Raw genomic sequence first — 25085 nt, forward strand, 5'->3', positions numbered from 1 at the left:
AGTTTTTAATGTCGCATATAATACCCCAAAAAAACCTATCTGTTGAACAAAACTGGTTACAACAACTGGCGAATGGGATCTCTGATCCTGCAGAATTGCTTTCTATACTTAATATAGATCCGAAAAATTATGCTACTGACTTCAGTGCTCGTACACTTTTCGCACTGCGTGTACCGATAAGTTTTGTCGAAAGAATGGAAAAAGGCAATCCGAATGATCCTCTTTTACTGCAAGTTATGCCTGTTAAAGAGGAGTTTCAGCACGTTGCCGGATTTAGCACCGATCCACTAGAAGAGCAAAACAACACACAACCCAGTTTGCTGCATAAATATAAAAACCGAGTGCTGCTAGTTTTAAAAGGTGGTTGTGCTGTTAATTGTCGCTACTGCTTTCGCCGTCATTTTCCTTATTCCGAAAATAAAGGCTCTAAATCCATCTGGCAAAAGAACCTACAATATATTGCTGACCACCCGGAGATCTCTGAAGTTATCTTATCTGGTGGCGACCCGCTCATGGCCAAAGATCATGAGTTACAATGGTTAATTAAAGAAACCGAAAAAATTAAACACGTTCGTACATTTCGCATTCACACCCGCTTGCCGGTAGTTATTCCAAGTAGAGTCACCGACTCCCTTTGTTCTATGCTCAAAGAAACACGCCTTAATACGGTGGTGGTCACACATATTAATCATCCTAACGAGATAAATAATGAACTGGCTCATGCCATGACCATGCTCAAACAGAGTAACGTCACTTTGCTTAATCAAGGCGTTATGCTGAAAGGAGTGAACGACAACGTGGCAACACTCGCCTCTCTAAGTGAAAAGCTATTTAGTATCGGTATTTTACCTTACTACATGCATGTATTAGATAAGGTACAAGGTGCGGCGCATTTTTATATTAGTGATGAGAAAGCAAAACAGTTAATGCGTGGATTAATGGCGGAAGTCTCTGGGTATTTAGTCCCCTCCCTCACCCGAGAAATCGGTGGCAGGAGCAGCAAAACACCATTGGATCTTAATTTATGCCAATAATAGTAAGATTACTCTCAGCAATAGCGTAAAAAAGCTTTGAGAGTAAAGCCCCGAAAAATATCGAGGCTTATACTTAGTGCAGTCAATCACCGTTCATTCTAGCGAGTGACGGTGAGGCTGCTAACGGTTACTTAGCAAAGTTCACAATTGGGAAGCACTTAAAGAAACCATTGTCTGCACAGTTAATTAAACCTATTTGCACACCTTCAATGTTATCCGTTTTATTGAAGATACCGAGCTGGAATGTCGATGTCTTAGAGATACTAGCAAATGCTACGTCAGCCACCGTTTTGCCTTCTGAGTAGTTAGCAAGACCTAAGTTAAGCCCTTTCACATTGTTAGTAATGTTCACCATACTGATGTTGGCACCGGTAGTATTACCCGGCATCCAGTTAAATAAACCAAATGCAGCGCCAGTCATCTGTTGGTTTACCTTAGCACCACCAAAAAGAATCCCTAAGTTCACGCCGGTCATTTTATCGCGCTCTGACATGCCCAATACCGAAATATCAAGCCCTTTCACTTCACTCACTTGACCGTGTAATACTGAAAGGCGAACACCACCTACTGAGTTGGCATTTGGCGCATTAAAACCATTTAAAGAAGAAAACATCACAGGTGCACTATCTGCCATAGCAAATGGAGAAGCGAGTGCCGCTGTTGCTGCTAGTGCTATTAGTCGTTTTTTCATTATTAAAATCCATCTTGTTGAGAACAACTTAACAGGTTTGATATACAAACCCTGTAGAAATAAGCATAAATCAAATTCAACTTATTGCATATAAATTATCACTATTTCAGGAACTTATAATAAAAAAAGCCCCTGCTTATGCAGAGGCCTATAAAAGATTCAACAATGTGATTCGGTTTAAATTCCGCGAGCTTTTAAAAACTCAGCATACGTACCGCGGAAGTCCATGATCTTATTGTCTTTAATTTCTAAGATACGCGTAGCCAATGAATCTACAAATACACGGTCATGAGAAACGAAGAACAGTGTGCCCTTGTAGTTTTCAAGTGCTAGATTCAAAGACTCAATGGATTCCATATCCATGTGGTTGGTTGGTTCATCCATTAACAAGATGTTTGGTTTATGCATCATAATCTTACCTAGAAGCATACGACCTTGCTCACCACCAGAGAGTACCTTAACCGATTTTTTAATATCGTCCTGACCAAACAGCATACGACCTAAGAAGCTACGTACAACCTGCTCATCGTCCCCTTCTTGACGCCATTGCGCCATCCAGTCAAATACTTTTAAGTCTTTCTCAAAGTCATGAGCGTGGTCTTGAGCATAATAACCAATGTTCGAGTTTTCTGACCACTTATACTCACCGCTGCGAGGAGCTAAAGCACCCGCTAAAGTGTTGAGTAATGTTGTTTTACCTACACCGTTCTCACCGATAATAGCAACACGCTCACCCACTTCAAAAATCGCATTGAAATCCGTGTAGAGATCGTCTTCAAAGCCTTGAGTGATATTTTCTACAATCAATGCATTACGGAAAAGTTCTTTCGATTGCTCAAAACGAATGAAGGGGTTTTGACGGCTAGACGCTTTCACTTCATCCAGTTGGATTTTATCAATCTGCTTAGCACGAGAGGTGGCTTGTTTTGCTTTTGAGGCGTTAGCCGAGAAGCGAGAAACGAAGGTTTGTAGCTCCGCAATTTGCGCTTTCTTCTTGGCATTGTCCGATAATAGACGCTCACGAGCTTGTGTTGCCGCTGTCATGTACTCGTCGTAGTTACCTGGGTATAAACGCAGCTCACCATAATCTAAATCGGCCATATGCGTACATACAGAGTTTAGGAAGTGACGGTCATGGGAGATGATGATCATGGTGCAGTTACGTTGGTTTAACGTCTCTTCTAGCCAGCGGATCGTATCCATATCCAAGTTGTTGGTAGGTTCATCAAGTAACATGATATGCGGGTCAGCAAACAGAACTTGAGCGAGAAGCACACGCAGTTTCCAGCCGGGAGCCACTTCGCTCATTAAGCCAAAGTGTTGCTCTTCTGGAATACCTACAGCCAATAGCAGTTCACCTGCTTTAGCTTCGGCCATATACCCATCCATTTCCGCGAACTCAACCTCAAGGTCGGCCACTTTCATGCCATCTTCTTCACTCATTTCTGCTAATGAGTAAATACGATCACGCTCTTGCTTTACTGACCATAGCTCTTTAAAGCCCATGATAACGGTATCGATAACCGTAAATTCTTCATAGGCGAACTGGTCCTGATTTAGTTTCGCTACACGCTCATTTGGATCGTAACTCACATTACCACCAGAAGGCTCAAGCTCTCCGCTCAAGATCTTCATGAATGTGGACTTACCACAACCATTTGCACCGATCAGACCATAGCGATTGCCTTCGCCAAATTTAACTGAAATGTTTTCAAATAGTGGTTTTGCACCAAATTGTTGAGTGATATTAGCTGTGGAAATCAAACCAGACCCTTATGCATTGAGAATTTAACCGCGCAAAGGTACTCGTTTGCGCTAAAAATAGCCAGTAAAGTTTGAACCAGCACACATATTTATATGCAAAAGATTAACTAATCACCAGTCTGTGCCCTTGTTCTACGGGTTCAAAATCGATGAAATGGTCTATGGCCTCTAATGAATCTTCAGCGTAGTGCGTCACATACAGTAATTGGCTCATATTGGTCTTAGCAATACGGTTTAGCACAAACAGCACTAATTTACGGTTAATGTAATCTAGCCCTTGGTAAGGTTCGTCTAGTACTAATAATGCAGGTTGTTTAATTAAAGCTCGGCCAATAAGTAGCAAACGTTGCTGCCCATAATCTAGAGTTTTAAAGCCGACTTTTTCAAACTCCGCCATTTCCAACACTTTGAGCCATTGTTGGGCTATTTGGATTTGTTTTTTGCTCGGTCGCTCATACAAACCTATGCTGTCATAGAAACCCGACAACAAAACATCTAGGGCATTACAGTTGACTCGATATTGCAGATGCAAGGCCGATGACACTATGCCTATCTGCTTTTTAATGTCCCATATGCTTTCCCCTGAACCACGCTTCATGCCTAGTACGGTAATATCGTTGCTATAGCACTGCGGGTGGTCCCCCATGATTAAGCCCAATAAAGTACTCTTTCCGCATCCGTTCGGACCACGAATTTGCCAATGTTGTCCCAACTTTGCTTGCCAATTAAAATCTTTAAAAATCACCCCATCTAGATACTCTACTTTGACATTATTCATATCAATCAAAGGATCTGGGAGAGTTTGTGGCTCATGATAAGATTCAATTAACTCAAAAACGCCGCCCCCTTTTTGTTGAGATAACTTTTTAATGTGCTGTTTTATGGGGTGGTTTTGCCACTCTTCTAAAGTCATTGTTTGGGTTAAAGCGTGCTGATTGAACAGCGCCACATGGCTAATGCAATCGGGCAGTTCATCTTCACGAGAGGTGATAACGATTAACTGCATTTGCTGAGCGCAAAGGTTAAGCAACTGGCTAAGGGCCAATCGATGCTCTTTATCTAACCCTGTATAGGGTTCATCTAAAATCAATAACTCCGGCTTGGTCACTAAAGCACGGGCCAGCATAACCCGTCTTGTCTCACCGGTAGACAGTTGGCGAAAAGGACGCTGGCGCAAAGCGTCTAGATCCGTCTTGTTAATCACCTCTTCCAACTCCGATGAAGTGCAACCCATATTAGAAATCAGCTGTTGTACTGTAGACCCATAATCAATACTGTCTTGAAAATCCGTTTCATCCTTAGCAATTTCTTCTTCTAGTAAACGTTGTTGATGCAACAAAGACACGCAAGCAATGCGTTGAGGACTATCAGAGATCTCACCTGAATTAGCACTTAACTCACCACTTAATAGCTGAACAATGAGCGCCGAGCACTGGCTTTGAGATGAAAAAATGCCCCAGTGTTGCCCTGTCTCAATATGCCAATCCGCTATGGATAGCGCAGCCATGCCATCTTTGTATTTCAGTTTCTGTATGTGCATCATTGTTCTCTAACTGTTTCGATGAGCTTAGTGTGCAAGATATTTGAAGGGAAGACTAGTCACCAATACACATAAAAAAAGCACCACTTAAATAAGTGATGCTTTGTTTTAAGCCAACGAAGCTAGTGATCAATAATCACAGATAGATGGTAAACACCTCTATTGTTGTTTAATGGAAACCACTTTGCTTAAAAAGTTGAACGTGACTTCATAAGTCGCTGTCGCAACTGGAGTGAAATTTAGATTGCCACCATTTTCATCAATCGCTAGAGAATCACTCGCGATGGATACATCGGTATACCCATGCTCACACGCTCCCCAATCACCACAGGTCATTTTGAACTCATAATCCACTCCTGAAGTGAGTTCGGCAGTTGTAAACAACGCGACGCCTTTTTCTTCAGAAAAAACCATTTTACGTTCATCAGTATGATCCCAGTTACCGGAAATGGAACCTGGGATATACCACTGTTTACCTTCGTAGCTCTCCACCAGTTTAGCCTCGACAATTTCAGGAGTAGACGTATCACTCGCATTCAAAGCAAACTCATACATTCCCATTTCGTTGACTTCTACTAAGCAGTTTTCACCATCACAACCAATAGCACTGTCCCAATCACCCAGTGTGAATTTATACTCAGCACTCTCACTTAAACCCAGAGTAACGCTGTACACACCATTGGTTAAATAAGGCACTTCTATTGTTGCAGGCTCCCAAGATGCCGCAGGAAAGCTCCCAGCAATGTAAACCGGTGACGCGCCAAAGGGGGGAAGATCTTGATCTTTTTCAGCAACCGCTAATCCATTTCCTTGTGTATCCCCCTGAGGTAGCACAAAAACAGCCGTGGTTAATGCAGGAACAGAGAAAGCTCCCTCGGAGAATGTTGCAGTACGCACAATTGAGTCAGCGGATGCGGCGTGCACCTCATGAAGTTCAAAACCGGCTGCCCCCTCAATGTTAAAATGCTGCTCTTCTGCCGAAGCATTAATCACCACCACTATGGCGTCATTATTAGGGTCAAGGTCATCCCCGGCATAAACACCATCATCAATAGACATAACGATTAGGCCCTGAACTTGCCCTTCACCTACGTTACGAAAGTCTACGCGTTTCATTACCTCTTCTTTAGAACCAAGTAAGAACAATTCACTAGAGTTGCGAATGTGCAATAACTCGAGGAATTGCTGCTTTGCCAGTTCAATATCTTCGACACTTGGTTTATTCGTGCTATCGGCAATAATGTCAGAGATTAAAGGCCAATTTGCACCATCCTTATCAAAACGAGGTAATCCAACGTTCCAGTTATTATCTGAACCATCAAATCTCACTCGGTTAAACCAATCACCAGAGTCATAAGAGTCTCGCTGCATGGATTTAGAACGAAGTAGCTCTGATCCCATGTGTATAAATGGTATCCCTTGCCCCATCATCACAGTAGAGATACCAACAGACTGCATACGAGCGCGCTGATCTGAACTCACTGCTGTCGCCGTTTTATAAGCATTGTTGTCCCAGAAGGTTTGGTTATCATGCTTAGAGACATAAGAGATATTTTCTGACGGATCTTGGGTGTAGCCAGCAGGTGCACCATTGTAGTCAATGCTACTTCCTTTTTGAGTTACCCCTTCATAATCCACTAAAATAAAGTCAGCCAAATTTCCTGCCATACCCAAGCGCACTAAATCTTGATTATGTAATAGGTCTTCGGTTTCTTCTGCGCTCATCTCTCGACGTTCATTTGGATAGGCCGCATTAGCAAAACCCTGATTTCTGCGCAAACCAGTACCATCGCCATCAAATGGGCTACCACCACGCACAGCATCACGCAATCGATCAGAGAAAGTACCAATACCGGTTCCGGCCATGTTTATCTGAGTGGCTTGCTCGAAACGAGCATTATTAGCCACTTCACCAAAGTCCCAACCTTCACCGTAGAACAAAATATCTGGGCGAATTTTGCGTATCTCTTCCAGAGCTTCAATCATTAAGTCTTTAGGTTGGTGCGCCATGAGATCAAAGCGGAATCCATCCACATTATAATCTTTTGCCCACGTTACTAATGAATCAATCATTAGCTTGCCCATCATTAAATGTTCGGTTGCAGTGTTGTCGCAACAGGTTGAGTTTTCTACGCCACCCGTATTCACATTCAAGCGGTGATAATATCCAGGGACAATCTTATCTAGTACGGACTTATCATTGGTACCAGAAGCATTGGTATGGTTATAAACCACATCCATAATCAATTTAAGATCCATATCATGAGTGGCTTTCACCATTTCACGAAACTCTTTTACACGATAAGAGCCTTCGGCATTAGTCGCATAACTCCCTTCTGGGACCGTATAATGGAATGGGTCATATCCCCAGTTAAAGCTGTCTAAATCACGTAAATCGTTCATTAGAAGCTGTACTTGGTCGGTTGTTGGATCGTAGCTTTGTAGGACACTTTCTAAAGTAGCGCTTGAATCCTCAGCACCACACACCACCGCACTTGGCCTTACCTCACAAAGTTCAGCGACCGTATCATTAATATCAACGGTGTCTTCTTCATTTACGGTGGCGATATCAAAGGCGGGAAGAATATGGAGAGTGTTTAAGCCTGCCGCTTGAAGTTCTTTAAGGTGACTCACCGATTCACGATCTTGTTCAGTAAGAGCAAGATATTTTCCGTTGAGGCTTGCCGTGCCCTTGGTATCACTGAAGCTAAAGTCTCTCAGGTGCGATTCGTAAAGTACATGAAACTCATCTAAGTACTCTCCATCACTGTTTTTCGGGGTTTCTGGTCTATCGTAGTTATCCCAATTATCAGGTTTCAGATCCGGATCATTGTCTAAATCGACAACTTGAGAATAGGTAGAATTAGCAGAAACACTTAAAGAGTAAGGGTCTGTCACCATAACGGTTTCAATTTTCTTCGTCGTTGGGTGATAGACAGTGACTTCATAGCGATAATACTGATCTACAACACCCGCTACCTCAGCGGACTCCCATACCCCAGTTTGCCTGTTCTCCGTTAATGGCACTTGCTTAACTTGCTCTTTAGCAGAGTTATAAATATACAGGTCTACATTCTGCGCTGTGGGTGCCCAAAGTTTGAATACTGTCGTTGAGTCATTAACAAGGGCGCCAAGCTGTTGTGAAATAGCATTACCTGCCCCCTCACGAACAAAGACATCATCCAATACACCGGCTTTCTGCACTTCAGTTGAACTGGTTAGCTCATCACTTTCATTGTAAGTCGCTAAGACAATCTGGCTTTTTAGTATCTGAGTTAATGTATTGTCATCCACATCGATATGAGTGGCCGTCAAACCCGCGAGGTGCGGGAAATTCGATTTAAGTTCATCACTTAAACTGCCTTGAATTTGTAAAGTAACTGAGGTGCCACCCGTGATGATTTTAGAGTCAGCATCAAGGGCGATATTGTTGGTAGGTGAATAATAGAGCACTACTTTTGTCGCCGTGGCAGCCGCTTCTAAGCCAATGGTTTGCTTATCTAACCAATGGGCTTTTTGCCCATCAATCGCTACTGGACGTTCGGCGATAGGCTCATAATAAAGTTCACTACTGCCATGAAAACCAAATAAGCTACGGCTGTCACCCAACTGCACTAGCTGCACTTTTTGGTTGGCACTACCAAAGCCTTTTTCATCGCCTTTATGCAGAATAAAGTTCATACATTGGTGAGGATCAGAAGCGAGCTCATCCACTTTCAGGACATAGTAGGCACCGTAAGTTCGATTAAAACCAGTGGCTAGGTAAGGTTCAGCCCAACTTGTACCGGAGTCACTTATGCCCATATCCTCTAGGTCAGTGCTGGTACAACCTTCGCCATTCCACAGGTGTAGACCCCAATCGTCATAGTCACTTTCTGCCGCGCCATCACGTTTATAATAGATAACAACTTCATCCGCTTGTGCGGGATAAAGAGCTTCATTGCCAGGAGTATCATCAGGCACTAGTGGGTTATCAGGAGAGAGATCATCGTCTCCACATCCAGAGAGTAAAGCTGCCACTAACATCGGCATGGTCGCCTTCGCTAGTATATTCACGTTAAAACTCATATGTCTTCCCTTATGTCTTTATTATTATGATTAAACTTCAAGATTATTGGCTCTTGATAGACCGACATAGTAGTGAAGAACATAAACTACATAACGTGATTGACCACAAACAAAATCAATAAAAACAAACACATAAGACAACTCAAGAATAGGATCACACTTTGCAGGTATACAAAACATTATCACTCTCAACGTTTGTACGCTGAGTCGCTACGCCTCAAAAGTAGCGATGTACGCCCTCTTGTATCCCCCTATTGGCATAATCAGCCTTGTCACCTCACACATTGTGCTTTATAGCGTTTTTAAACAAAAAACGGGAGCCTAATAGGCTCCCGTTTCTAATTTAAAGGTAAATGATGCGTTTACATCATGCCAGGCATGCCGCCCATTCCACCCATGCCGCCCATATCAGGCATTGCTGGTGCATCGGCTTGTGGCTTGTCAGTTACCATAGCTTCTGTGGTGATCATAAGACCGGCAACAGAGGCTGCAAACTGAAGTGCGCTACGAGTGACTTTCGTTGGATCAAGGATACCCATCTCTAACATGTCGCCGTATTCACCCGTTGCTGCGTTGTAGCCGTAGCTACCTTCGCCTGCTTTAACGTTGTTAGCAACCACTGACTCTTCATCACCTGCGTTAGTGGTGATTTGACGAATTGGCGATTCCATAGCACGTAGAGCAACGCGGATACCGACGTTTTGTTCTTCGTTGTCACCGGTAAGCTCAGTTAGCTTAGAGGCTGCGCGAATGAGAGCAACACCACCACCAGCAACTACGCCTTCTTCAACCGCTGCGCGAGTAGCTTGTAGAGCATCTTCTACGCGGTCTTTTTTCTCTTTCATTTCAATTTCAGTTGCTGCACCAACTTTGATTACTGCAACACCACCAGCCAATTTAGCGACGCGCTCTTGAAGTTTTTCTTTGTCGTAATCAGACGTTGCATCTTCAACTTGCTGACGAATCTGAGATACGCGAGCGTTAATTGCCACTTCGTCACCAGCGCCATCAATGATAGTTGAGTTTTCTTTCGTGATAGACACGCGTTTAGCTTGACCTAGGTCTTCTAGAGTTACTTTTTCAAGGTCTAGACCGATTTCTTCAGAAATCACTGTACCGCCAGTTAGGATAGCAATGTCTTGAAGCATCGCTTTACGACGGTCACCAAAACCAGGCGCTTTAACAGCGGCAACTTTAACGATGCCACGCATGTTGTTTACAACTAGCGTTGCCAGTGCTTCACCTTCTACATCTTCTGCAATGATAAGCAGTGGACGTGATGCTTTAGCCACCGCTTCTAGCGTAGGAAGCAACTCACGGATGTTAGAGACTTTCTTATCAATAAGAAGAATGAATGGGCTTTCTAGATCAACACTGCCCGCTTCTTGGTTATTGATGAAGTAAGGAGATAGGTAGCCACGATCGAACTGCATACCTTCAACTACGTCTAGCTCATCTTGTAGAGCCTGACCTTCTTCAACAGTGATAACACCGTCGCGGCCTACTTTTTCCATCGCTTCTGCAATGATGTTACCGACTGTCGCATCAGAGTTTGCTGAGATAGTACCCACTTGCGCAATAGCTTTAGTGTCAGCACATGGTTGAGATAGCGCTTTTAGCTCTTCAACTGCCGCAATAACCGCTTTGTCGATACCGCGTTTAAGATCCATTGGGTTCATGCCCGCAGCAACCGCTTTTAGACCTTCAGTGATGATAGATTGTGCAAGTACTGTTGCAGTTGTTGTTCCGTCACCTGCTGCATCATTTGCTTGAGATGCAACTTCTTTCACCATTTGTGCGCCCATGTTTTGGAACTTGTCTTCAAGTTCAATTTCACGCGCTACAGATACACCATCTTTAGTGATCGTTGGTGCACCAAAAGATTTGTCTAGAACGACGTTACGGCCTTTAGGACCTAACGTTACTTTTACTGCGTCAGCTAGAACGTTGACACCTTCTAGCATTTTGATTCGTGCGTCGTTACCAAATTTAACGTCTTTAGCAGCCATTTTTTAATTCCTTTCTAAATTCGATTCTATTTTTAGTTGTTGATTCAGAGAATGGTTACTTATTCAACAATCGCCATGATGTCATTTTCAGACATGATAAGAACTTCTTTGCCATCAATCTTTTCAGTCTTAGTGCCGTAGCCTTCAGCGAAGATCACTGTGTCACCAACTTGAACGTCTAGAGGTTGAACGCTGCCGTTCTCTAGGATGCGACCTTTACCGACTGCAAGGATTTTACCGCGAGTAGATTTCTCAGCAGCAGAACCAGTTAAAACGATGCCGCCAGCAGACTTGGATTCAACTTCTTGACGTTCAACGATAACTCGATCATGTAATGGACGAATATTCATCGATTGATTCTCCTAAATAATGTTTCTAACAAATGGATAAAATGCCGTTTCTTGGCTAGTGAAGAATATGTTGGGGACAATCCGTGTGATCGCAAGGGTCAGCAGAGAGTTTTTTACAAAAACTTCATATAAATGTGCGCTTTGATAACTTACATTCGTGATTACTTCTCTGGTTGAATGAGATGTTACAGGTTATTCTAAGCGCCCAATCAAAACAGCAGAGCCTCTATGCAAGATAAACATGGCCTACTCACCGCTCCTATCGACAAGGTTTTACGTCAAATGACGCTGCCTATGGTGTTCGGTATCGTGGCTATCTTAATGTTTAATCTGGTGGATACTTTCTTTATTTCTCTGCTAGGTACTGACGCCCTTGCCGCCATCAGTTTTACGTTTCCGGTCACTTTCGCCATCAACTGCATCACTATGGGGATAGGCATGGGGCTCTCCACCCATATTGGGCGATTTTTGGGGCAAAACCTCCCCGAACAAGCGGCTCGATTTGCTAGCCATGGCATATTACTCGCCATTGTGTTGGTTAGTCTTGCTTCCTACGCTGGACTGCACAGTATCGACCCACTATTTACTCGGCTCGGCGCAGAAACCAAACTACTGCCTCTTATCGACCAATATATGTCCATATGGTATCTCACCATCCCGTTATTAGTGATCCCTATGAGTGGCAATGCCGCTATTAGAGCCAGTGGTGATACCAAGACTCCCGCCAAAATCATGATCTGTGCCGGTATAGTCAACGGTATCTTGGACCCATTATTCATCTTTGGTATTGGTCCATTTCCGCAACTGGGCATTCAAGGTGCCGCTATCGCCAGTGGCATAAGTTGGTTTGTCGCCATGATTGGCGCATTTTACTTTTTGGTCACTCGGGTCAAGTTACTGGCGCCACCTAAACCGAAACAACTGTTTAGTGATTGGAAGTGCATACTACAAATTGGCACACCTGCAGCGCTTTCTAGTGCGCTCAACCCAATCAGTGCCGCAATTTTAATGATGATGCTAGCGGCACATGGTACAGCGGCCGTCGCCGCTTATGGCGCAGCACAACGTATTGAGTCTTTGCTTCTTATTGTGTTGATGGCACTCACTTCAGTTCTAACCCCCTTTATGGCACAAAATCTAGGGGCAAAAAACCCCCACCGAAGCCTTAAAGCATTATTTATGTGTATTCGGTTCTCGCTCACTTTTCAATTGCTTATCTTTATTATGATGGTACCGCTAAGTGCTCCTATTGCGCGCCTTTTCAGCCAAGAAGAGAGTGTTCGTCATTTACTGTGGTTGTACTTGATTTGCGTGCCTGTTAGCTATGGGTTCCAAGGGGTGATTATGCTACTGGTGAGCAGTTTAAATGCGATGCACAAACCCATATTGGCTTTTATTTGGAGTTGCTTACGTTTGTTTGTGTTCACCCTGCCCTGCGCTTGGATAGGAAGCCAATGGTTTGGTATTACTGGGCTGTTTTTAGGGGTTGCACTAGGCAATATACTCGGTGGGATAGCGGGGTATGTTTACGCGTTAAAATTGCGCCACCTCAGCGTCAATGAAATCAGTCCAGCCTAGGCTGGACTTATTGCTTAAAATTAAATGCTGTCATCTATAAGGTAGCGGCAGCGGATAAGGCACAATATTAAATGCCTGCACCATCGATAAAATGTTGTGAGCGACCATTAAAATTTTGATCCATATCTTCTGCTGGCTTATCAGATTTAGGCTTGCCCATAATCTTCGCTGGCACACCTGCAACCGTAGTATGTGGTGGCACGGCTTGTAGCACCACTGAACAAGAGCCAATCTTGGCGCCCTCGCCCACTTCGATATTACCGAGCACCTTAGCGCCCGCACCTATCATCACCCCTTCACGGATTTTAGGGTGTCGATCGCCCCCTTCTTTACCGGTACCGCCCAGTGTCACGTCTTGCAAAATAGACACGTCATTTTCTACTACAGCCGTTTCACCGATAACAATGCCTGTGGCATGGTCTAGCATGATCGCTTTGCCAATTTTTGCAGCTGGGTGAATATCTACCTGACAGGCGACAGATATTTGGTTTTGTAGGTATGTGGCAAGAGCTACACGACCTTGCTTCCATAGCCAATTGGCAATGCGATAACCTTGTAATGCGTGATAGCCCTTTAAATACAATAACGGTATCGAGTACATTTCTACGGCAGGATCTCGATTGACTGTAGCGCAAATATCACACGCGGCAGAATCGGTAATACTCGGATCAGCGGCCAGCGCCTCTTCCACCACATCACGAACTCCCATGGCGGGCATGCTTGCGGTTTTTAGCTTATTTGCCAGTATGTAACTTAGCGCTGCGGCAAAGCTATCGTGGTTAATGATGGTTGCGTGATAAAAACTCGCCAGCATAGGCTCTTGTTCTGCTTGCTCTCGAGCTTCTCTAACAATGCATTGCCATACTGCATTTGCTTCACACTCATCCATAAATACAATCCTTTCTACTCTATGCGATTATCTTTCTGCTTTTTTGTCACGAGCTAATAAATCTTGAGCCGCTACCATGGCATCTTTGTCTTGATAAAGAACTTGATAAATTTGCTCAACGATTGGCATTTCTACCCCTTGGCGACTCGCCAACATCCATACTTCCTTAGTATTTCTGTAGCCTTCAACCACTTGGCCTATCTCTTGTTGCGCGGTATCTACATCTTGCCCTTTACCTAGCGCGAGTCCAAAGCGGCGGTTGCGTGACTGATTATCGGTACAAGTAAGTACTAAGTCACCTAAGCCGGCCATGCCCATAAAGGTCTCTGGCTTGGCTCCCAAAGCAATACCAAGACGTGTCATTTCAGCAAGCCCACGGGTAATCAGTGCTGTACGCGCATTAGCACCAAAGCCAATACCATCTGACATTCCTGCCCCTATGGCGATCACGTTTTTCACCGCACCGCCGAGCTGCATGCCAATAAAGTCATCATTGGCATAGACACGGAAAGATTTGCTGCAGTGGATTTTTTCTTGCAGTTGGCTGGCAAACTGGCAATCAGAAGAGGCAACGGCAATCGCCGTAGGTAATCCCATGGCCAACTCTTTGGCAAAAGTAGGACCGGACAATACCGCCAAAGGATAGCTGTCGCCAAGTTTCTCTTGAGCCACATCTTTTAACAGGCGTCCCGTTTCAGGCTCAAGGCCTTTCGTTGCCCAGCAAATACGCGAATCCGCTTTTAAGTGAGGCTTTAATGAGTCGAGTACGATGCCAAAAACATGGCTAGGTACAACCACTAGCAGATCTCGACTGGCGGCCACCGCTTTCGCCAAATCGGCTTCTACTGTCAAAGAATCAGGAAAAGGGACATCCGGCAAGAACTCTCGATTCATACGATCGACTTGCAAGTTCTGCATATGCTCAATCTCGTGACCCCAAATGACGACTTTTGCTCCATTACGAGCGAGAGATATCGCCAATGAAGTCCCGTAAGAACCCGCACCAATAACTGTCATTGATACGTCTTTTAGCTCACAATTTGTTGCTGCCATATTCCAATCCATAATGCGTGATAAATGGTCTAGCGACCGCGCCAGTTAAGAGCAACTGGACAATTAAGATAGTATAAATAAAAAATGCACAATGCATCCGTTAATCCGGTGCAATGTGCATTTTAATTTCTAAATAAATTCAATCAACTATGATTGAAGCTATCTTTTATTAAGCGTCAGCTGGAGATTGCTCTTCTTGCTGCTGTTGGCTTTGCAGGTAGTTCATGAACAATGCATCGAAGTTTACTGGAGCAAGGTTCAATTGTGGGAACGTACCTTTAATTACTAGGCTTGAGATAGTTTCACGAGCGTATGGGAATAAGATGTTAGGGCAGAATGCGCCTAGGCAATGAGCAAGTTGACCTGCTTCCATTTCTTCTGCAGTGAAAATACCTGCTTGTTGCACTTCACATAGGAAAGCCGTCTCTTCAGCATTTTTAACTGTAACAGTTAAACGAAGAACAACTTCATATACGCCTTCACCTAGTTGAGCACTTTTAGTGTCTAGGTCTAGGTTTACATCTGGTTGCCATTCTTTTTGGAACATGCTTGGTGAACTTGGTGCTTCAAAAGAAACATCTTTCAGGAAGATGCGTTGAATAGTGAAGTTCTGTTGTGGTGCTTGGGTTTCAGCTGCTTCAGACATTATTTTATTCCTTAAATTACATATTTTTGTATTGAACACTCTGCATAGGTGTTCAATTCATTATTTATTCGGTTAGAGCTTTCTGTTTTTTCTTCTTGCGCGGCTCTTTTTTAGCTCGAACTAGAGGAAGATTGGCATCACTCCAAGAAGATAAACCGTGTTTCAAAACGAAAACTTGTTCAAAACCAGCTTTCGCTAACAAGTTGGCACTATCGACTGCTGTTTGACCTGTCTTACATACAACAATGATTGGGTCGCTTTTCTTGTTTTCAAGCGCTCCAAAAGTACCATTTTTAATTTCAGACGGTAAAATGTGAACCGAGTCAGTAATATGACCCTTTTTAAACTCTTCTTTAGTACGTATATCGGCTACTACACCGTTTTCACGGTTAATCAAAGACGTCACACCCTGGGTATCTACTTCTTTATACTGTGCAGTGGAAGACTTAATAATGTTCATCACAAGGGCGACAACAATACCAACCCAAACTACAGCCAGAATCATGTTCTGGTGAAGGAAATCTAAAATTTCTTGCATCGTCGGATACTCTTTTTAATTCATAAGCGGTAATTTTAACGCGCAGTATACCATTACAAACGTAGGATGCGAGATAGAGCCTACCCTGTTCACTTTTTAAAAAAGAAACCTAGATCACGATTACACGACTATTCACGCAAAAATTTCAATATTTAAACTCGAGCGCAACCTAATAGATCGTAAATACACACTTTTTTTGAAAGTCAGTTACTCCTACTGTCTAAAATTTCATCGCATTGTGCTTTGCAAAGCCATAATAGAAAAATTAATTTGATCTTAAACGACTGCAATTGGGGTATTCTGTAGTAAAATTACGCTAATTAAAGCTATTGAAACTTAAAACGAGGCCAAACTATGTCAGCTAAGAAGCCTATGGCTCTAGTGATCCTTGACGGTTACGGATACCGCGAAGATAAACAAGATAACGCTATCGCAAATGCAAAAACTCCCATTTTAGATGGTTTAATTGCCAATCAACCAAGTACTTTAATCTCAGCTTCTGGCTTAGATGTTGGTCTACCTGACGGTCAAATGGGTAACTCTGAAGTAGGTCACACCAATATCGGTGCTGGACGTGTGGTATATCAAGATCTGACTCGTATCACTAAGTCTATTGCTGATAACGAATTCCAAAGCAATGCCACTCTTGTTGACGCTATGGATAAAGCGATCAAGTCAGGCAATGCCGTACACATTATGGGACTTATGTCTCCAGGTGGCGTTCATAGCCATGAAGATCACATCTATGCTGCTATCGAAATGGCGGCTGAACGTGGTGCAGAAAAAATCTACCTACACTGCTTCCTCGACGGACGTGATACCCCACCTCGCTCAGCAGAGAACTCTCTACAGCGTTTCCAAGAGTTGTTCGCGAAGCTAGGCAAAGGCCGTATCGCTTCTCTTGTTGGTCGCTACTACGCTATGGACCGTGATAATAACTGGGATCGCGTACAACAAGCTTATGACCTTCTCACTGAAGCAAAATCTGAATTCACATTTGATGATGCGGTTGCTGGCCTTGAAGCGGCTTATGCTCGTGACGAAAACGATGAGTTCGTTAAACCAACGGAAATCAAAACGGAATCAGAAGCGTCTGCCGCTATCGTTGATGGCGATGCCGTTATCTTTATGAACTACCGTGCTGACCGTGCACGTGAAATCACTCGTTGTTTCGTAACAGAATTTGCAGGTTTCGAGCGCAACGTATTCCCTGCCGTTGATTTTGTTATGCTAACTCAATACGCAGCTGACATCCCTCTACTATGTGCATTCCCACCAGCTTCGCTAGAAAACACCTACGGTGAATGGCTATCGAAAGCGGGTAAAACTCAGCTTCGTATTTCTGAAACTGAAAAATACGCTCACGTGACTTTCTTCTTCAATGGTGGCATTGAAAGCGAATTTGCTGGCGAAGAACGTCAACTTGTTGCTTCACCAAAAGTGGCTACTTACGATCTACAACCAGAAATGAGCGCTCCTGAGCTAACTGATAAATTGGTTGCTGCTATCAAATCTGGTAAATATGACGCTATCGTTTGTAACTACCCTAACTGTGACATGGTTGGTCACACAGGCGTTTACGATGCAGCAGTGAAAGCAAGTGAAGCACTAGACGCATGCCTAGGGCGCGTAGTTGAAGCCATTAAAGAAGTGGACGGTCAAATGCTGATCACCGCAGACCACGGTAATGCTGAAATGATGGTGAACCCTGAAACGGGTGGTATCCACACGGCGCATACTAACCTGCCAGTTCCTTTAATCTACGTTGGTAACAAAGACCTAGAGTTTAAAGACAATGGTAAGCTATCTGATCTTGCACCAACTATGCTTAATTTGGTAGATATGGACATCCCAGCTGAGATGTCTGGTCAGGTTCTTGTAAATCTGAAATAATCATTGCCTATTATTCTTTGTCACAGTGTATGCTGTGGCAAAGAAAGCCAAGATTAAAGATTTAGGATGAATCTCATTCCTCATAAGCCAACATTATTCAAAAAATCAAACGTCAGTGCCATTTGTGCTGGCGTTTTGTTATGCCTATCGTCTGCGATTTTTACCTCAACACCCGCTTCAGCCAATACGGAAGAATTAAAAGGGGTGAAGGGAGAGATTACTCGTCAGCAAAAAAACTTATCTCATCAGCAAAAAGAGCTCGATAAGCTACAAAAGCAACTTAAAAGTGACGAGCTTGCTATTGCCAATACCAGCAAAAGTCTTGCTCAAACTCGCACTTCACTCAAACGCTCGAAAGCAAACCTTAAAGCGTACGATGAACAGCACCGAGAGTTAATGGCAAAAACACAATCACAAGCGGAAGCGTTGCAGAAGCTAGTGAAGTCCTATTACATGATGCAGACTAACGCCAAAATTGAAAGTTTTCTTAGTCATGAAAGTACTCAAGAAAAAGACCGTATCAGCCAATACTACCAACACCTCGCCAAGCAACGTGCTGCGATTATTAGTGAACTGCAACAAAGCAATATTCAATTAGAGAAAAAGAATCAACAGTTAGTGGCTGAACAGCAACAGATTGAGTCGCTACTCGATCAGCAAACCCAACAACTAACAAAAAGACGCAGTAGCCAAGCCAACCGAAAAACAACCGTGGCGAAAATTAAAAAAGGCATTGCCGGTGATAGCGCTTACCTCAATGAGTTAAAACGCAACGAATCTAGACTAAAAGCTGAAATCGCTAAAGCAGCGAAGCGTAATTCGGTTCCTATGGACGGACTAGCCAAACATAAAGGTAAACTGCCTTGGCCGGTTAAAGGACGTATTCTGCATTACTATGGCACAAAACAAAGTGGCCAAATGAATTGGAAAGGCTTGGTAATTAACGCCAAGTATGAACAACCTGTTAAAGCTGTTTATCCTGGTACCGTGGTCTTTGCTGACTATCTACGTGGGTATGGGTTAGTTCTATTGTTAGATCATGGTAAAGGTGACATGACCCTTTACGGCTACAACCAAGTACTGACTAAAAAAGAAGGGGATAAAGTCACCGCAGGGGAAACCATTGCTCTGGCAGGTGATACCGGTGGTCAGTCTCGACCTTCGGTTTATTTTGAACTGCGCCGTAACAGTCGAACGCAAAATCCTCGCTCTTGGCTTACCCGCCACTAAAGACAGAAACGCCAGCTATTAAGCTGGCGTTTCTGTCTTTAGCAATTAAGCAAGTAGTGATTATTCTACTTCTTCCATCTTGCCTAGCATGTTGCGAATGCGTTCTTGCCACGCATCGTGCTCAGCTTGAACTTGATGTGCACGTTGTTCTGTTTCTACTTTCTCATTACGCAACTGTTCTGCTTCATTAACGAGTTGTTGCTTTTGCTCTTTCAGTTCTTCAACTTCCATTTGCAACAAAGTAATTGTATCAACCGCTGTTTGCACTTTGGCTTCTAGTTTTTCTAATACTTCTAAAGACATCTTGGCCTACCTAATTCGTTATCTATAGTTAAAGACTACTTACCCATTCTACCCACAGCCATGTATATAAACACACCTAAAAATTTAATTCTGGTTTAAGTGAACAAAAATACTACGATTTTAATCAAATCCTGACAATGAAAAACGGATAGTTGTAATAAATGCCGCAGAAACAGAAAAAGGCATCCCATTCCTCCCCCTATTGAGGCTTAAAGTTGCACAATTTACGCAAACCTTCAGCGAAAGATATGCTAAAATCTCGGCTATTTTTTGAACCCTTTTGATTGGAGTCGATATGAAACGCGATTTAGCAATAGCCTTTTCTCGTGTAACTGAAGGTGCAGCCCTAGCCGGTTATAAATGGCTTGGCCGTGGAGACAAAAATGCGGCTGATGGCGCCGCAGTTGAAGTAATGCGCACCTTGCTCAATAAAACAGAAATCAGCGGTGAAATTGTTATTGGTGAAGGTGAGATCGACGATGCACCTATGTTGTACATTGGTGAGCATGTTGGTGTTGGCGGTGATGCTGTAGATATCGCCGTTGATCCTATCGAAGGCACACGCATGACAGCCATGGGCCAATCTAACGCCTTAGCGGTATTGGCGGCTGGCGAAAAAGGCAGCTTCCTTAAAGCGCCGGATATGTACATGGAAAAACTAGTGGTAGGCCCTGGAGCTAAAGGGGTTATCGACTTAGCGAAGCCACTGACTGAAAACTTAGTCAACGTAGCAAAAGCTCTAGGTAAATCACTGCATGAACTAACGGTAATCACACTGGCTAAACCTCGTCATGACAAAATGATTAAAGACATGCAAGCCATGGGCGTACGTGTGTTTGCTGTGCCTGATGGTGATGTTGCAGCATCAATTTTAACCTGTATGCCAGATAGCGAAGTAGACATGATGTACTGCATTGGTGGCGCACCAGAAGGTGTTGTGTCTGCAGCGGTTATTCGTGCCTTAGACGGTGACATGCATGGTCGCCTACTTCCTCGTCATGAAGTGAAAGGGGATACAGAAGAAAATCGCATCTATGGCAACGAAGAACTCAAACGTTGTGCTGAGATGGGTGTAGAAGCCAATGTGCTGTTAACCATGTCAGATATGGCTCGCAGTGATAACGTAGTCTTTGCCGCAACCGGTATTACTAAAGGTGATTTACTAGAAGGTATTACTCGTAAAGGCAATATTGCTACCACTGAAACATTACTGATTCGCGGTCGCTGTCGTACTATTCGTCGCATCAAGTCTATTCATTACCTTGAGCGTAAAGATGACGAAATTAAAGAGCACATCCTTTAATTTCCCCGCAAAAACGCAGCGTTCTCGCTGCGTTTTTTAATTTTTAAACGCTTCGCCATAGCTATTATCACCTTGGCTGCCCTTCAAAAAACCACACTCCACTAAAATCCATAAACCGCACGCAAGCGCAATCAATGAAAACAGACGCGACAAGCCTTCAGCTGTTTCAGCTTGAGCTGAGACGGGGAGCAGAAGTCGTCCCACAATCAGCGGAATATTAAGCAATAAAAACCGATTCGACTTATTACGATCATGCCAACGTTTTGCCGTTACGGCTAAATCAGGGTAGAGCAGGATCAAAGACATGCACGGCACGGCGTATAACGCCACAGTCGGTGACATTTGTGCCAGCGCAGATCCTAACATCGACAGGAATAGGTAATAGCTGATGTTCCACAACCAAAACTGCTTTCTTCCTATACGCCCATCAAAGGAAAGTAATAGCCATTTAAGGTCCATATTTCGCTTCCTATATATTGGTCTGCTTACAAAAACAGTCCATATCCATATCTCTTATATTGACGGTTAAACTCCCCACCCAAGCGGCTTGTTCAATTAGTAATTGAAAAATACGTTGAGAGAGCAACCTCTTCTGCTCCGCCGTTCTTCCACCGAGCATTTCCACTGTAATATGAATAAAATCATGCTGATCTTCTGAATCACCAATAAGCCACGAATGACAACGTAAAGCCCGAGATTTGATCGAGTTTAATTCAAATAGATCACTTTCGATCATGGCTTGGTGGGTATCTTGTAACAACCCATGAATATTCAGTCGACTCTCTAAAGAATCCGTATATTCCATTACTAAATTCGGCATTGTTGGTTCTCCTATAGCTCTAAACCATACACCAAGCTCACCACTTTTTACGGCTATGACGCTGTTTTTGCTGATGGGATCACCCTTGTCTCATTTATCAAATGAGACAAATGTAGCAGCCACAATACAACAAATGATAGTGATTGAGATTTCACTGTTTTTATCTGTTATATTCTCTGCAACGTATATCTTTTACTAATTTAGAAGGGAGTATTTTTATGCGTCATCCTGTAGTTATGGGTAACTGGAAGCTAAACGGCTCCAAAAAAATGGTTATCGACTTATTAACTGGCCTAAATAAAGAGCTAGAAGGCGTAACCGGCGTTGATGTGGCAGTCGCGCCACCAGCACTTTACATCGATCTTACTGAACGCACGTTAACCGATGTTGGCAGCGCAATCATAGTGGGCGCTCAAAACACCGACGTGAACAACCAAGGGGCTTTTACTGGTGACATGTCTCCAGCAATGCTAAAAGAGTTTGGGGCAACTCACATTATCATTGGTCATTCTGAGCGTCGTGAGTATCACCAAGAATCAGACGAATTTGTTGCTAAAAAATTCGCATTTCTAAAAGAAAACGACTTAACACCTGTACTGTGTATTGGTGAGTCTGAAGCGCAAAATGAAGCGGGCGAAACCGAAGCAGTATGTGCACGTCAAATTGACGCTGTCATCAACCTGCTTGGAGCTGAAGCTCTAAATGGTGCGATTATCGCCTACGAACCTATCTGGGCTATCGGTACAGGTAAAGCAGCAACAGCTGACGATGCACAACGTACCCACGCATTTATCCGTGCGCACATTGCAGAGAAAAACCAAGAAGTCGCCAACAATATTGTGATTCAATACGGTGGCTCTGTTAAGCCTGAAAATGCAGCCGCATACTTTGCTCAACCAGACATCGATGGTGCTCTCGTTGGCGGTGCCGCTCTTGATGCGAAAAGCTTTGCCGCTATCGCTAAAGCCGCTGCTGAAGCGAAAAAAGCGTAACAAATTACGCATTTCAGTTTACTAAAGTCAGCTCTAAGCTGGCTTTTTTGTTTTTATGACACTCTATAAAAACAAAAAACCGCAAACATTAGTCTGCGGTTTTCATTATTCGTATCTCTAGACGGGTTTAAAATAACTCGTCGGCAACCTCATAGAGATCATTACGAACAGGTCGGCGCATATTTTCAATGGCATCGATAATATCGTGATGAACTAACTCTTCTTTTTGGATACCCACACAGCGACCACCATGACCTTCCAATAGAAGATGGACGGCGTAGTTGCCCATACGAGAAGCCAATACTCGGTCAAATGCCGTTGGACGACCACCACGTTGAATGTGCCCCAGAACCGTTGCGCGTGTTTCGCGTCCCGTTGCCGATTCAATGTCTTTTGCCAATTCGTTAGCGTCAAACATCAACTCCGTCAGAGCTATAATGGCGTGCTTCTTACCTTTAGCAATACCTTCTTCAATGCTTGTAATTAACTCTTCTTTGCTCCATTGGCGTTCAGGCGTAATGATGTACTCACATCCCCCAGCAATCGCTGACATTAAGGTTAAATCACCACAATGACGCCCCATGATCTCTACAATTGAGATACGTTGGTGAGAAGAAGACGTGTCACGCAAACGGTCAATGGCATCAATAACGGTATTCAGCGCCGTTAAATAACCAATCGTATAGTCCGTGCCCGCAATGTCGTTATCAATGGTTCCAGGTAGACCGATACATGGGTAACCCATTTCTGTGAGTTTCTTCGCCCCCATATACGAACCATCACCGCCGACAACCACAAGAGCATCAATACCGTGCTGTTGAAGATTTTCAATGGCTTTAGCTCGTACCGCTTCCTCTTTAAACTCAGGAAAACGCGCTGAGCCTAAAAATGTGCCACCCTTATTGATAACATCTGAAACACTTGAACGGCCTAATTTTTCAATTCGGTTTTCATACAGTCCTTGATAGCCATCATAAATACCATAGACTTCAATACCTTTCGACAATGCCGTACGCACCACCCCACGTACTGCTGCATTCATACCCGGTGCGTCACCACCACTTGTTAGTACACCAATTTTTTTAACCATGTTGCCCCTCAACTATTGGGATAATTCTAATTTATTTTTGTATTGCCTTATCACTGGCAAGAACTCCAATCACCCTGCTAAAGCCCCCTTCTAGACTTGTACAAGCAAAGCGAATAGATATTCATTGAGTAGAGTATTGCAGTTTCCTACACAATTAAGATTGACTCAAATCAGAATCTGAAAACTTAACCACTCTACTTAAGATAACTAACTTTAACTTAATTTCACTCACAACTCAGCGTTTATCATCAGTTTGTGAGCGCAGTGAATCATTGCTATCAACAACTGAAAGCGGGTCTTGATGTATCAATACATCACTGCCCTCAAAACGTTGTTCAATTCGGTTTTCTACCTCTTCGGCGATATTGTGCGCTTCAATCAAGGGCAGTTGATCATCGAGCTCCAAATGTAATTGAATAAATCGAGTCGGCCCTGACATGCGCGTTCTTAAATCATGGATGCCATGTACTTTATCCACCGAACTTGCAATATCGATAATCTCTACCAACTCCGTCTCTGGTAACTGTCGATCCAGTAAAGATTGAACCGCCAACATAATCATTTGGTAGGCACTATACAAAATGAACACACCAATACCGATGGCAAACACCGAATCCGCTTGTCCAAAACCAAACATGCTCAGTACCAAGGCCAATAAGATCGCGCCATTCATATACAAGTCTGTTTGATAGTGTAGCGAGTCTGCAGCAATAGCTTGGCTTCCCGTTTGTCTAACCACACGTTTTTGAAAAACCACTAACGCAAAAGTCAGCACAATGGAGAATAAACTCACATAAATACCCACTTCGGGCTGATTTAACTCTTGCGGTCGAAAAAAGCGCTCTACACCATTCAGAATCAAAAATAATGCTGAACCGGAAATAAACATAGACTGCGCTAAGGCGGCTAAAGACTCAGCTTTACCATGGCCAAATGTATGCTCTTCATCGGCCGGTTGCAGTGAGTACTTCAATACCACTAAATTAATTGAAGACGCGGCTATATCTAAAAGAGAATCAACAACAGAAGCCAAAAGGCTCACCGAACCGGTTAACCACCAAGCGACAATTTTCACTATCAACAACAAGGTTGCAATCAATGTGGCAGACCATGCTGCTATGGTCACTAATTTTTTATACTCTGGTTTCATAATTTTCTAATAGCACTAGTTTAAGAAAATTATACTACATCGAATTGTAAATAGGTGCATTGCTAGACAGTAACCTAAACTCGCTATATTGGATTAAAAAAAGAGTTACAGAATTTAATCACAACGGCAACTTTGGTCTTTTTT

The 25085-nt window shown here is 43.4% G+C and carries 21 protein-coding genes; 6 read left to right on the forward strand and 15 right to left on the reverse strand.

The window, feature by feature from the left end:
- Positions 1–8: 8 nt before the first annotated feature.
- Positions 9–1034 carry an EF-P beta-lysylation protein EpmB gene (gene epmB, locus OCU56_RS11750; RefSeq protein WP_261873381.1) on the forward strand — a complete coding sequence of 342 codons (1026 nt, stop codon included), beginning with the start codon at positions 9–11 and terminating at the stop codon, positions 1032–1034.
- A 127-nt stretch (positions 1035–1161) separates the two neighbouring features.
- Here the strand turns inward: epmB and OCU56_RS11755 are convergent, their stop codons facing one another.
- The 6 genes from OCU56_RS11755 to OCU56_RS11780 form a co-directional block, all read right to left on the reverse strand.
- Positions 1162–1725, reverse strand: coding sequence for a VC2662 family protein (locus tag OCU56_RS11755; protein ID WP_261873382.1), 564 nt, complete (start codon positions 1723–1725; stop codon positions 1162–1164).
- 177 nt (positions 1726–1902) lie between these two features.
- Complete coding sequence (locus OCU56_RS11760) at positions 1903–3489, reverse strand: ABC-F family ATPase (RefSeq protein ID WP_261873383.1); 1587 nt, start codon at positions 3487–3489, stop codon at positions 1903–1905.
- A 103-nt stretch (positions 3490–3592) separates the two neighbouring features.
- Positions 3593–5029, reverse strand: coding sequence for an ATP-binding cassette domain-containing protein (locus tag OCU56_RS11765; RefSeq protein WP_261874818.1), 1437 nt, complete (start codon positions 5027–5029; stop codon positions 3593–3595).
- Between the two features lie 159 nt (positions 5030–5188).
- On the reverse strand, positions 5189–9097 hold the full coding sequence (gene pulA / locus OCU56_RS11770) for a pullulanase-type alpha-1,6-glucosidase (protein ID WP_261873384.1): 3909 nt from the start codon (positions 9095–9097) through the stop codon (positions 5189–5191).
- A gap of 362 nt (positions 9098–9459) precedes the next feature.
- Entirely contained in the window at positions 9460–11106 is a 1647-nt protein-coding gene (gene groL / locus OCU56_RS11775; RefSeq protein ID WP_261873385.1) for a chaperonin GroEL, read from the reverse strand.
- A 59-nt stretch (positions 11107–11165) separates the two neighbouring features.
- Positions 11166–11456, reverse strand: coding sequence for a co-chaperone GroES (locus OCU56_RS11780; RefSeq protein ID WP_017027336.1), 291 nt, complete (start codon positions 11454–11456; stop codon positions 11166–11168).
- Positions 11457–11684: 228 nt separating this feature from the next.
- Here OCU56_RS11780 and OCU56_RS11785 point away from each other — a divergent pair, with 228 nt between their 5' ends.
- Positions 11685–13034, forward strand: a complete 1350-nt coding sequence (locus OCU56_RS11785; RefSeq protein WP_261873386.1) for an MATE family efflux transporter — start codon at positions 11685–11687, stop codon at positions 13032–13034.
- 67 nt (positions 13035–13101) lie between these two features.
- Here OCU56_RS11785 and cysE read toward each other — a convergent pair whose 3' ends face one another.
- From cysE to OCU56_RS11805, 4 genes are all read right to left on the reverse strand, one after another.
- Entirely contained in the window at positions 13102–13923 is an 822-nt protein-coding gene (cysE, locus tag OCU56_RS11790) for a serine O-acetyltransferase (protein WP_261873387.1), read from the reverse strand.
- A 27-nt stretch (positions 13924–13950) separates the two neighbouring features.
- Positions 13951–14976 (reverse strand): NAD(P)H-dependent glycerol-3-phosphate dehydrogenase, encoded by a 1026-nt coding sequence (gene gpsA, locus OCU56_RS11795; protein ID WP_315973177.1) that lies wholly within the window; start codon positions 14974–14976, stop codon positions 13951–13953.
- Between the two features lie 169 nt (positions 14977–15145).
- Positions 15146–15622: a protein-export chaperone SecB gene (gene secB / locus OCU56_RS11800; protein ID WP_261873388.1), complete on the reverse strand. Its 477-nt coding sequence runs from the start codon at positions 15620–15622 to the stop codon at positions 15146–15148.
- 64 nt (positions 15623–15686) lie between these two features.
- Positions 15687–16160, reverse strand: coding sequence for a rhodanese-like domain-containing protein (locus OCU56_RS11805; RefSeq protein ID WP_261873389.1), 474 nt, complete (start codon positions 16158–16160; stop codon positions 15687–15689).
- Between the two features lie 354 nt (positions 16161–16514).
- Here OCU56_RS11805 and gpmM point away from each other — a divergent pair, with 354 nt between their 5' ends.
- Together gpmM and OCU56_RS11815 are read left to right on the forward strand one after the other, a co-directional pair.
- Positions 16515–18053: a 2,3-bisphosphoglycerate-independent phosphoglycerate mutase gene (gene gpmM, locus OCU56_RS11810; RefSeq protein WP_261873390.1), complete on the forward strand. Its 1539-nt coding sequence runs from the start codon at positions 16515–16517 to the stop codon at positions 18051–18053.
- Between the two features lie 66 nt (positions 18054–18119).
- Positions 18120–19283: a murein hydrolase activator EnvC family protein gene (locus OCU56_RS11815; RefSeq protein ID WP_261873391.1), complete on the forward strand. Its 1164-nt coding sequence runs from the start codon at positions 18120–18122 to the stop codon at positions 19281–19283.
- 60 nt (positions 19284–19343) lie between these two features.
- Here the strand turns inward: OCU56_RS11815 and zapB are convergent, their stop codons facing one another.
- Positions 19344–19586: a cell division protein ZapB gene (gene zapB / locus OCU56_RS11820; protein WP_261873392.1), complete on the reverse strand. Its 243-nt coding sequence runs from the start codon at positions 19584–19586 to the stop codon at positions 19344–19346.
- Positions 19587–19881: 295 nt separating this feature from the next.
- On the opposite strand from zapB, the gene glpX reads away from it, so the two are divergent.
- Entirely contained in the window at positions 19882–20889 is a 1008-nt protein-coding gene (gene glpX, locus OCU56_RS11825; protein WP_261873393.1) for a class II fructose-bisphosphatase, read from the forward strand.
- Positions 20890–20925: 36 nt separating this feature from the next.
- On the opposite strand, the gene OCU56_RS11830 is transcribed toward glpX, so the two are convergent.
- Together OCU56_RS11830 and OCU56_RS11835 are read right to left on the reverse strand one after the other, a co-directional pair.
- Positions 20926–21348 (reverse strand): DUF805 domain-containing protein, encoded by a 423-nt coding sequence (locus OCU56_RS11830; protein WP_261873394.1) that lies wholly within the window; start codon positions 21346–21348, stop codon positions 20926–20928.
- Between the two features lie 10 nt (positions 21349–21358).
- Positions 21359–21709 carry a 5-carboxymethyl-2-hydroxymuconate Delta-isomerase gene (locus OCU56_RS11835; protein WP_261873395.1) on the reverse strand — a complete coding sequence of 117 codons (351 nt, stop codon included), beginning with the start codon at positions 21707–21709 and terminating at the stop codon, positions 21359–21361.
- Positions 21710–21927: 218 nt separating this feature from the next.
- Here OCU56_RS11835 and tpiA point away from each other — a divergent pair, with 218 nt between their 5' ends.
- Positions 21928–22701: a triose-phosphate isomerase gene (gene tpiA / locus OCU56_RS11840; protein ID WP_261873396.1), complete on the forward strand. Its 774-nt coding sequence runs from the start codon at positions 21928–21930 to the stop codon at positions 22699–22701.
- 127 nt (positions 22702–22828) lie between these two features.
- On the opposite strand, the gene pfkA is transcribed toward tpiA, so the two are convergent.
- Together pfkA and fieF are read right to left on the reverse strand one after the other, a co-directional pair.
- Entirely contained in the window at positions 22829–23791 is a 963-nt protein-coding gene (gene pfkA / locus OCU56_RS11845; protein WP_261873397.1) for a 6-phosphofructokinase, read from the reverse strand.
- A 235-nt stretch (positions 23792–24026) separates the two neighbouring features.
- Positions 24027–24941, reverse strand: coding sequence for a CDF family cation-efflux transporter FieF (fieF, locus tag OCU56_RS11850; RefSeq protein WP_261873398.1), 915 nt, complete (start codon positions 24939–24941; stop codon positions 24027–24029).
- Positions 24942–25085: the final 144 nt, after the last annotated feature.

This window comes from Vibrio rarus (assembly GCF_024347075.1).
GTDB lineage: Bacteria > Pseudomonadota > Gammaproteobacteria > Enterobacterales > Vibrionaceae > Vibrio > Vibrio rarus.

What these genes read in the sequence shown, in the direction of transcription:
- epmB (WP_261873381.1), top strand. Translation starts at nt 9, where the DNA reads ATGTCGCATATAATACCCCAAAAAAACCTATCTGTTGAACAAAACTGG.
- OCU56_RS11755 (WP_261873382.1), bottom strand. Translation starts at nt 1,725, where the DNA reads ATGAAAAAACGACTAATAGCACTAGCAGCAACAGCGGCACTCGCTTCT.
- OCU56_RS11765 (WP_261874818.1), bottom strand. Translation starts at nt 5,029, where the DNA reads ATGCACATACAGAAACTGAAATACAAAGATGGCATGGCTGCGCTATCC.
- pulA (WP_261873384.1), bottom strand. Translation starts at nt 9,097, where the DNA reads ATGAGTTTTAACGTGAATATACTAGCGAAGGCGACCATGCCGATGTTA.
- groL (WP_261873385.1), bottom strand. Translation starts at nt 11,106, where the DNA reads ATGGCTGCTAAAGACGTTAAATTTGGTAACGACGCACGAATCAAAATG.
- OCU56_RS11780 (WP_017027336.1), bottom strand. Translation starts at nt 11,456, where the DNA reads ATGAATATTCGTCCATTACATGATCGAGTTATCGTTGAACGTCAAGAA.
- OCU56_RS11785 (WP_261873386.1), top strand. Translation starts at nt 11,685, where the DNA reads ATGCAAGATAAACATGGCCTACTCACCGCTCCTATCGACAAGGTTTTA.
- cysE (WP_261873387.1), bottom strand. Translation starts at nt 13,923, where the DNA reads ATGGATGAGTGTGAAGCAAATGCAGTATGGCAATGCATTGTTAGAGAA.
- gpsA (WP_315973177.1), bottom strand. Translation starts at nt 14,976, where the DNA reads ATGGCAGCAACAAATTGTGAGCTAAAAGACGTATCAATGACAGTTATT.
- secB (WP_261873388.1), bottom strand. Translation starts at nt 15,622, where the DNA reads ATGTCTGAAGCAGCTGAAACCCAAGCACCACAACAGAACTTCACTATT.
- OCU56_RS11805 (WP_261873389.1), bottom strand. Translation starts at nt 16,160, where the DNA reads ATGCAAGAAATTTTAGATTTCCTTCACCAGAACATGATTCTGGCTGTA.
- gpmM (WP_261873390.1), top strand. Translation starts at nt 16,515, where the DNA reads ATGTCAGCTAAGAAGCCTATGGCTCTAGTGATCCTTGACGGTTACGGA.
- OCU56_RS11815 (WP_261873391.1), top strand. Translation starts at nt 18,120, where the DNA reads ATGAATCTCATTCCTCATAAGCCAACATTATTCAAAAAATCAAACGTC.
- zapB (WP_261873392.1), bottom strand. Translation starts at nt 19,586, where the DNA reads ATGTCTTTAGAAGTATTAGAAAAACTAGAAGCCAAAGTGCAAACAGCG.
- glpX (WP_261873393.1), top strand. Translation starts at nt 19,882, where the DNA reads ATGAAACGCGATTTAGCAATAGCCTTTTCTCGTGTAACTGAAGGTGCA.
- OCU56_RS11830 (WP_261873394.1), bottom strand. Translation starts at nt 21,348, where the DNA reads ATGGACCTTAAATGGCTATTACTTTCCTTTGATGGGCGTATAGGAAGA.
- OCU56_RS11835 (WP_261873395.1), bottom strand. Translation starts at nt 21,709, where the DNA reads ATGCCGAATTTAGTAATGGAATATACGGATTCTTTAGAGAGTCGACTG.
- tpiA (WP_261873396.1), top strand. Translation starts at nt 21,928, where the DNA reads ATGCGTCATCCTGTAGTTATGGGTAACTGGAAGCTAAACGGCTCCAAA.
- pfkA (WP_261873397.1), bottom strand. Translation starts at nt 23,791, where the DNA reads ATGGTTAAAAAAATTGGTGTACTAACAAGTGGTGGTGACGCACCGGGT.
- fieF (WP_261873398.1), bottom strand. Translation starts at nt 24,941, where the DNA reads ATGAAACCAGAGTATAAAAAATTAGTGACCATAGCAGCATGGTCTGCC.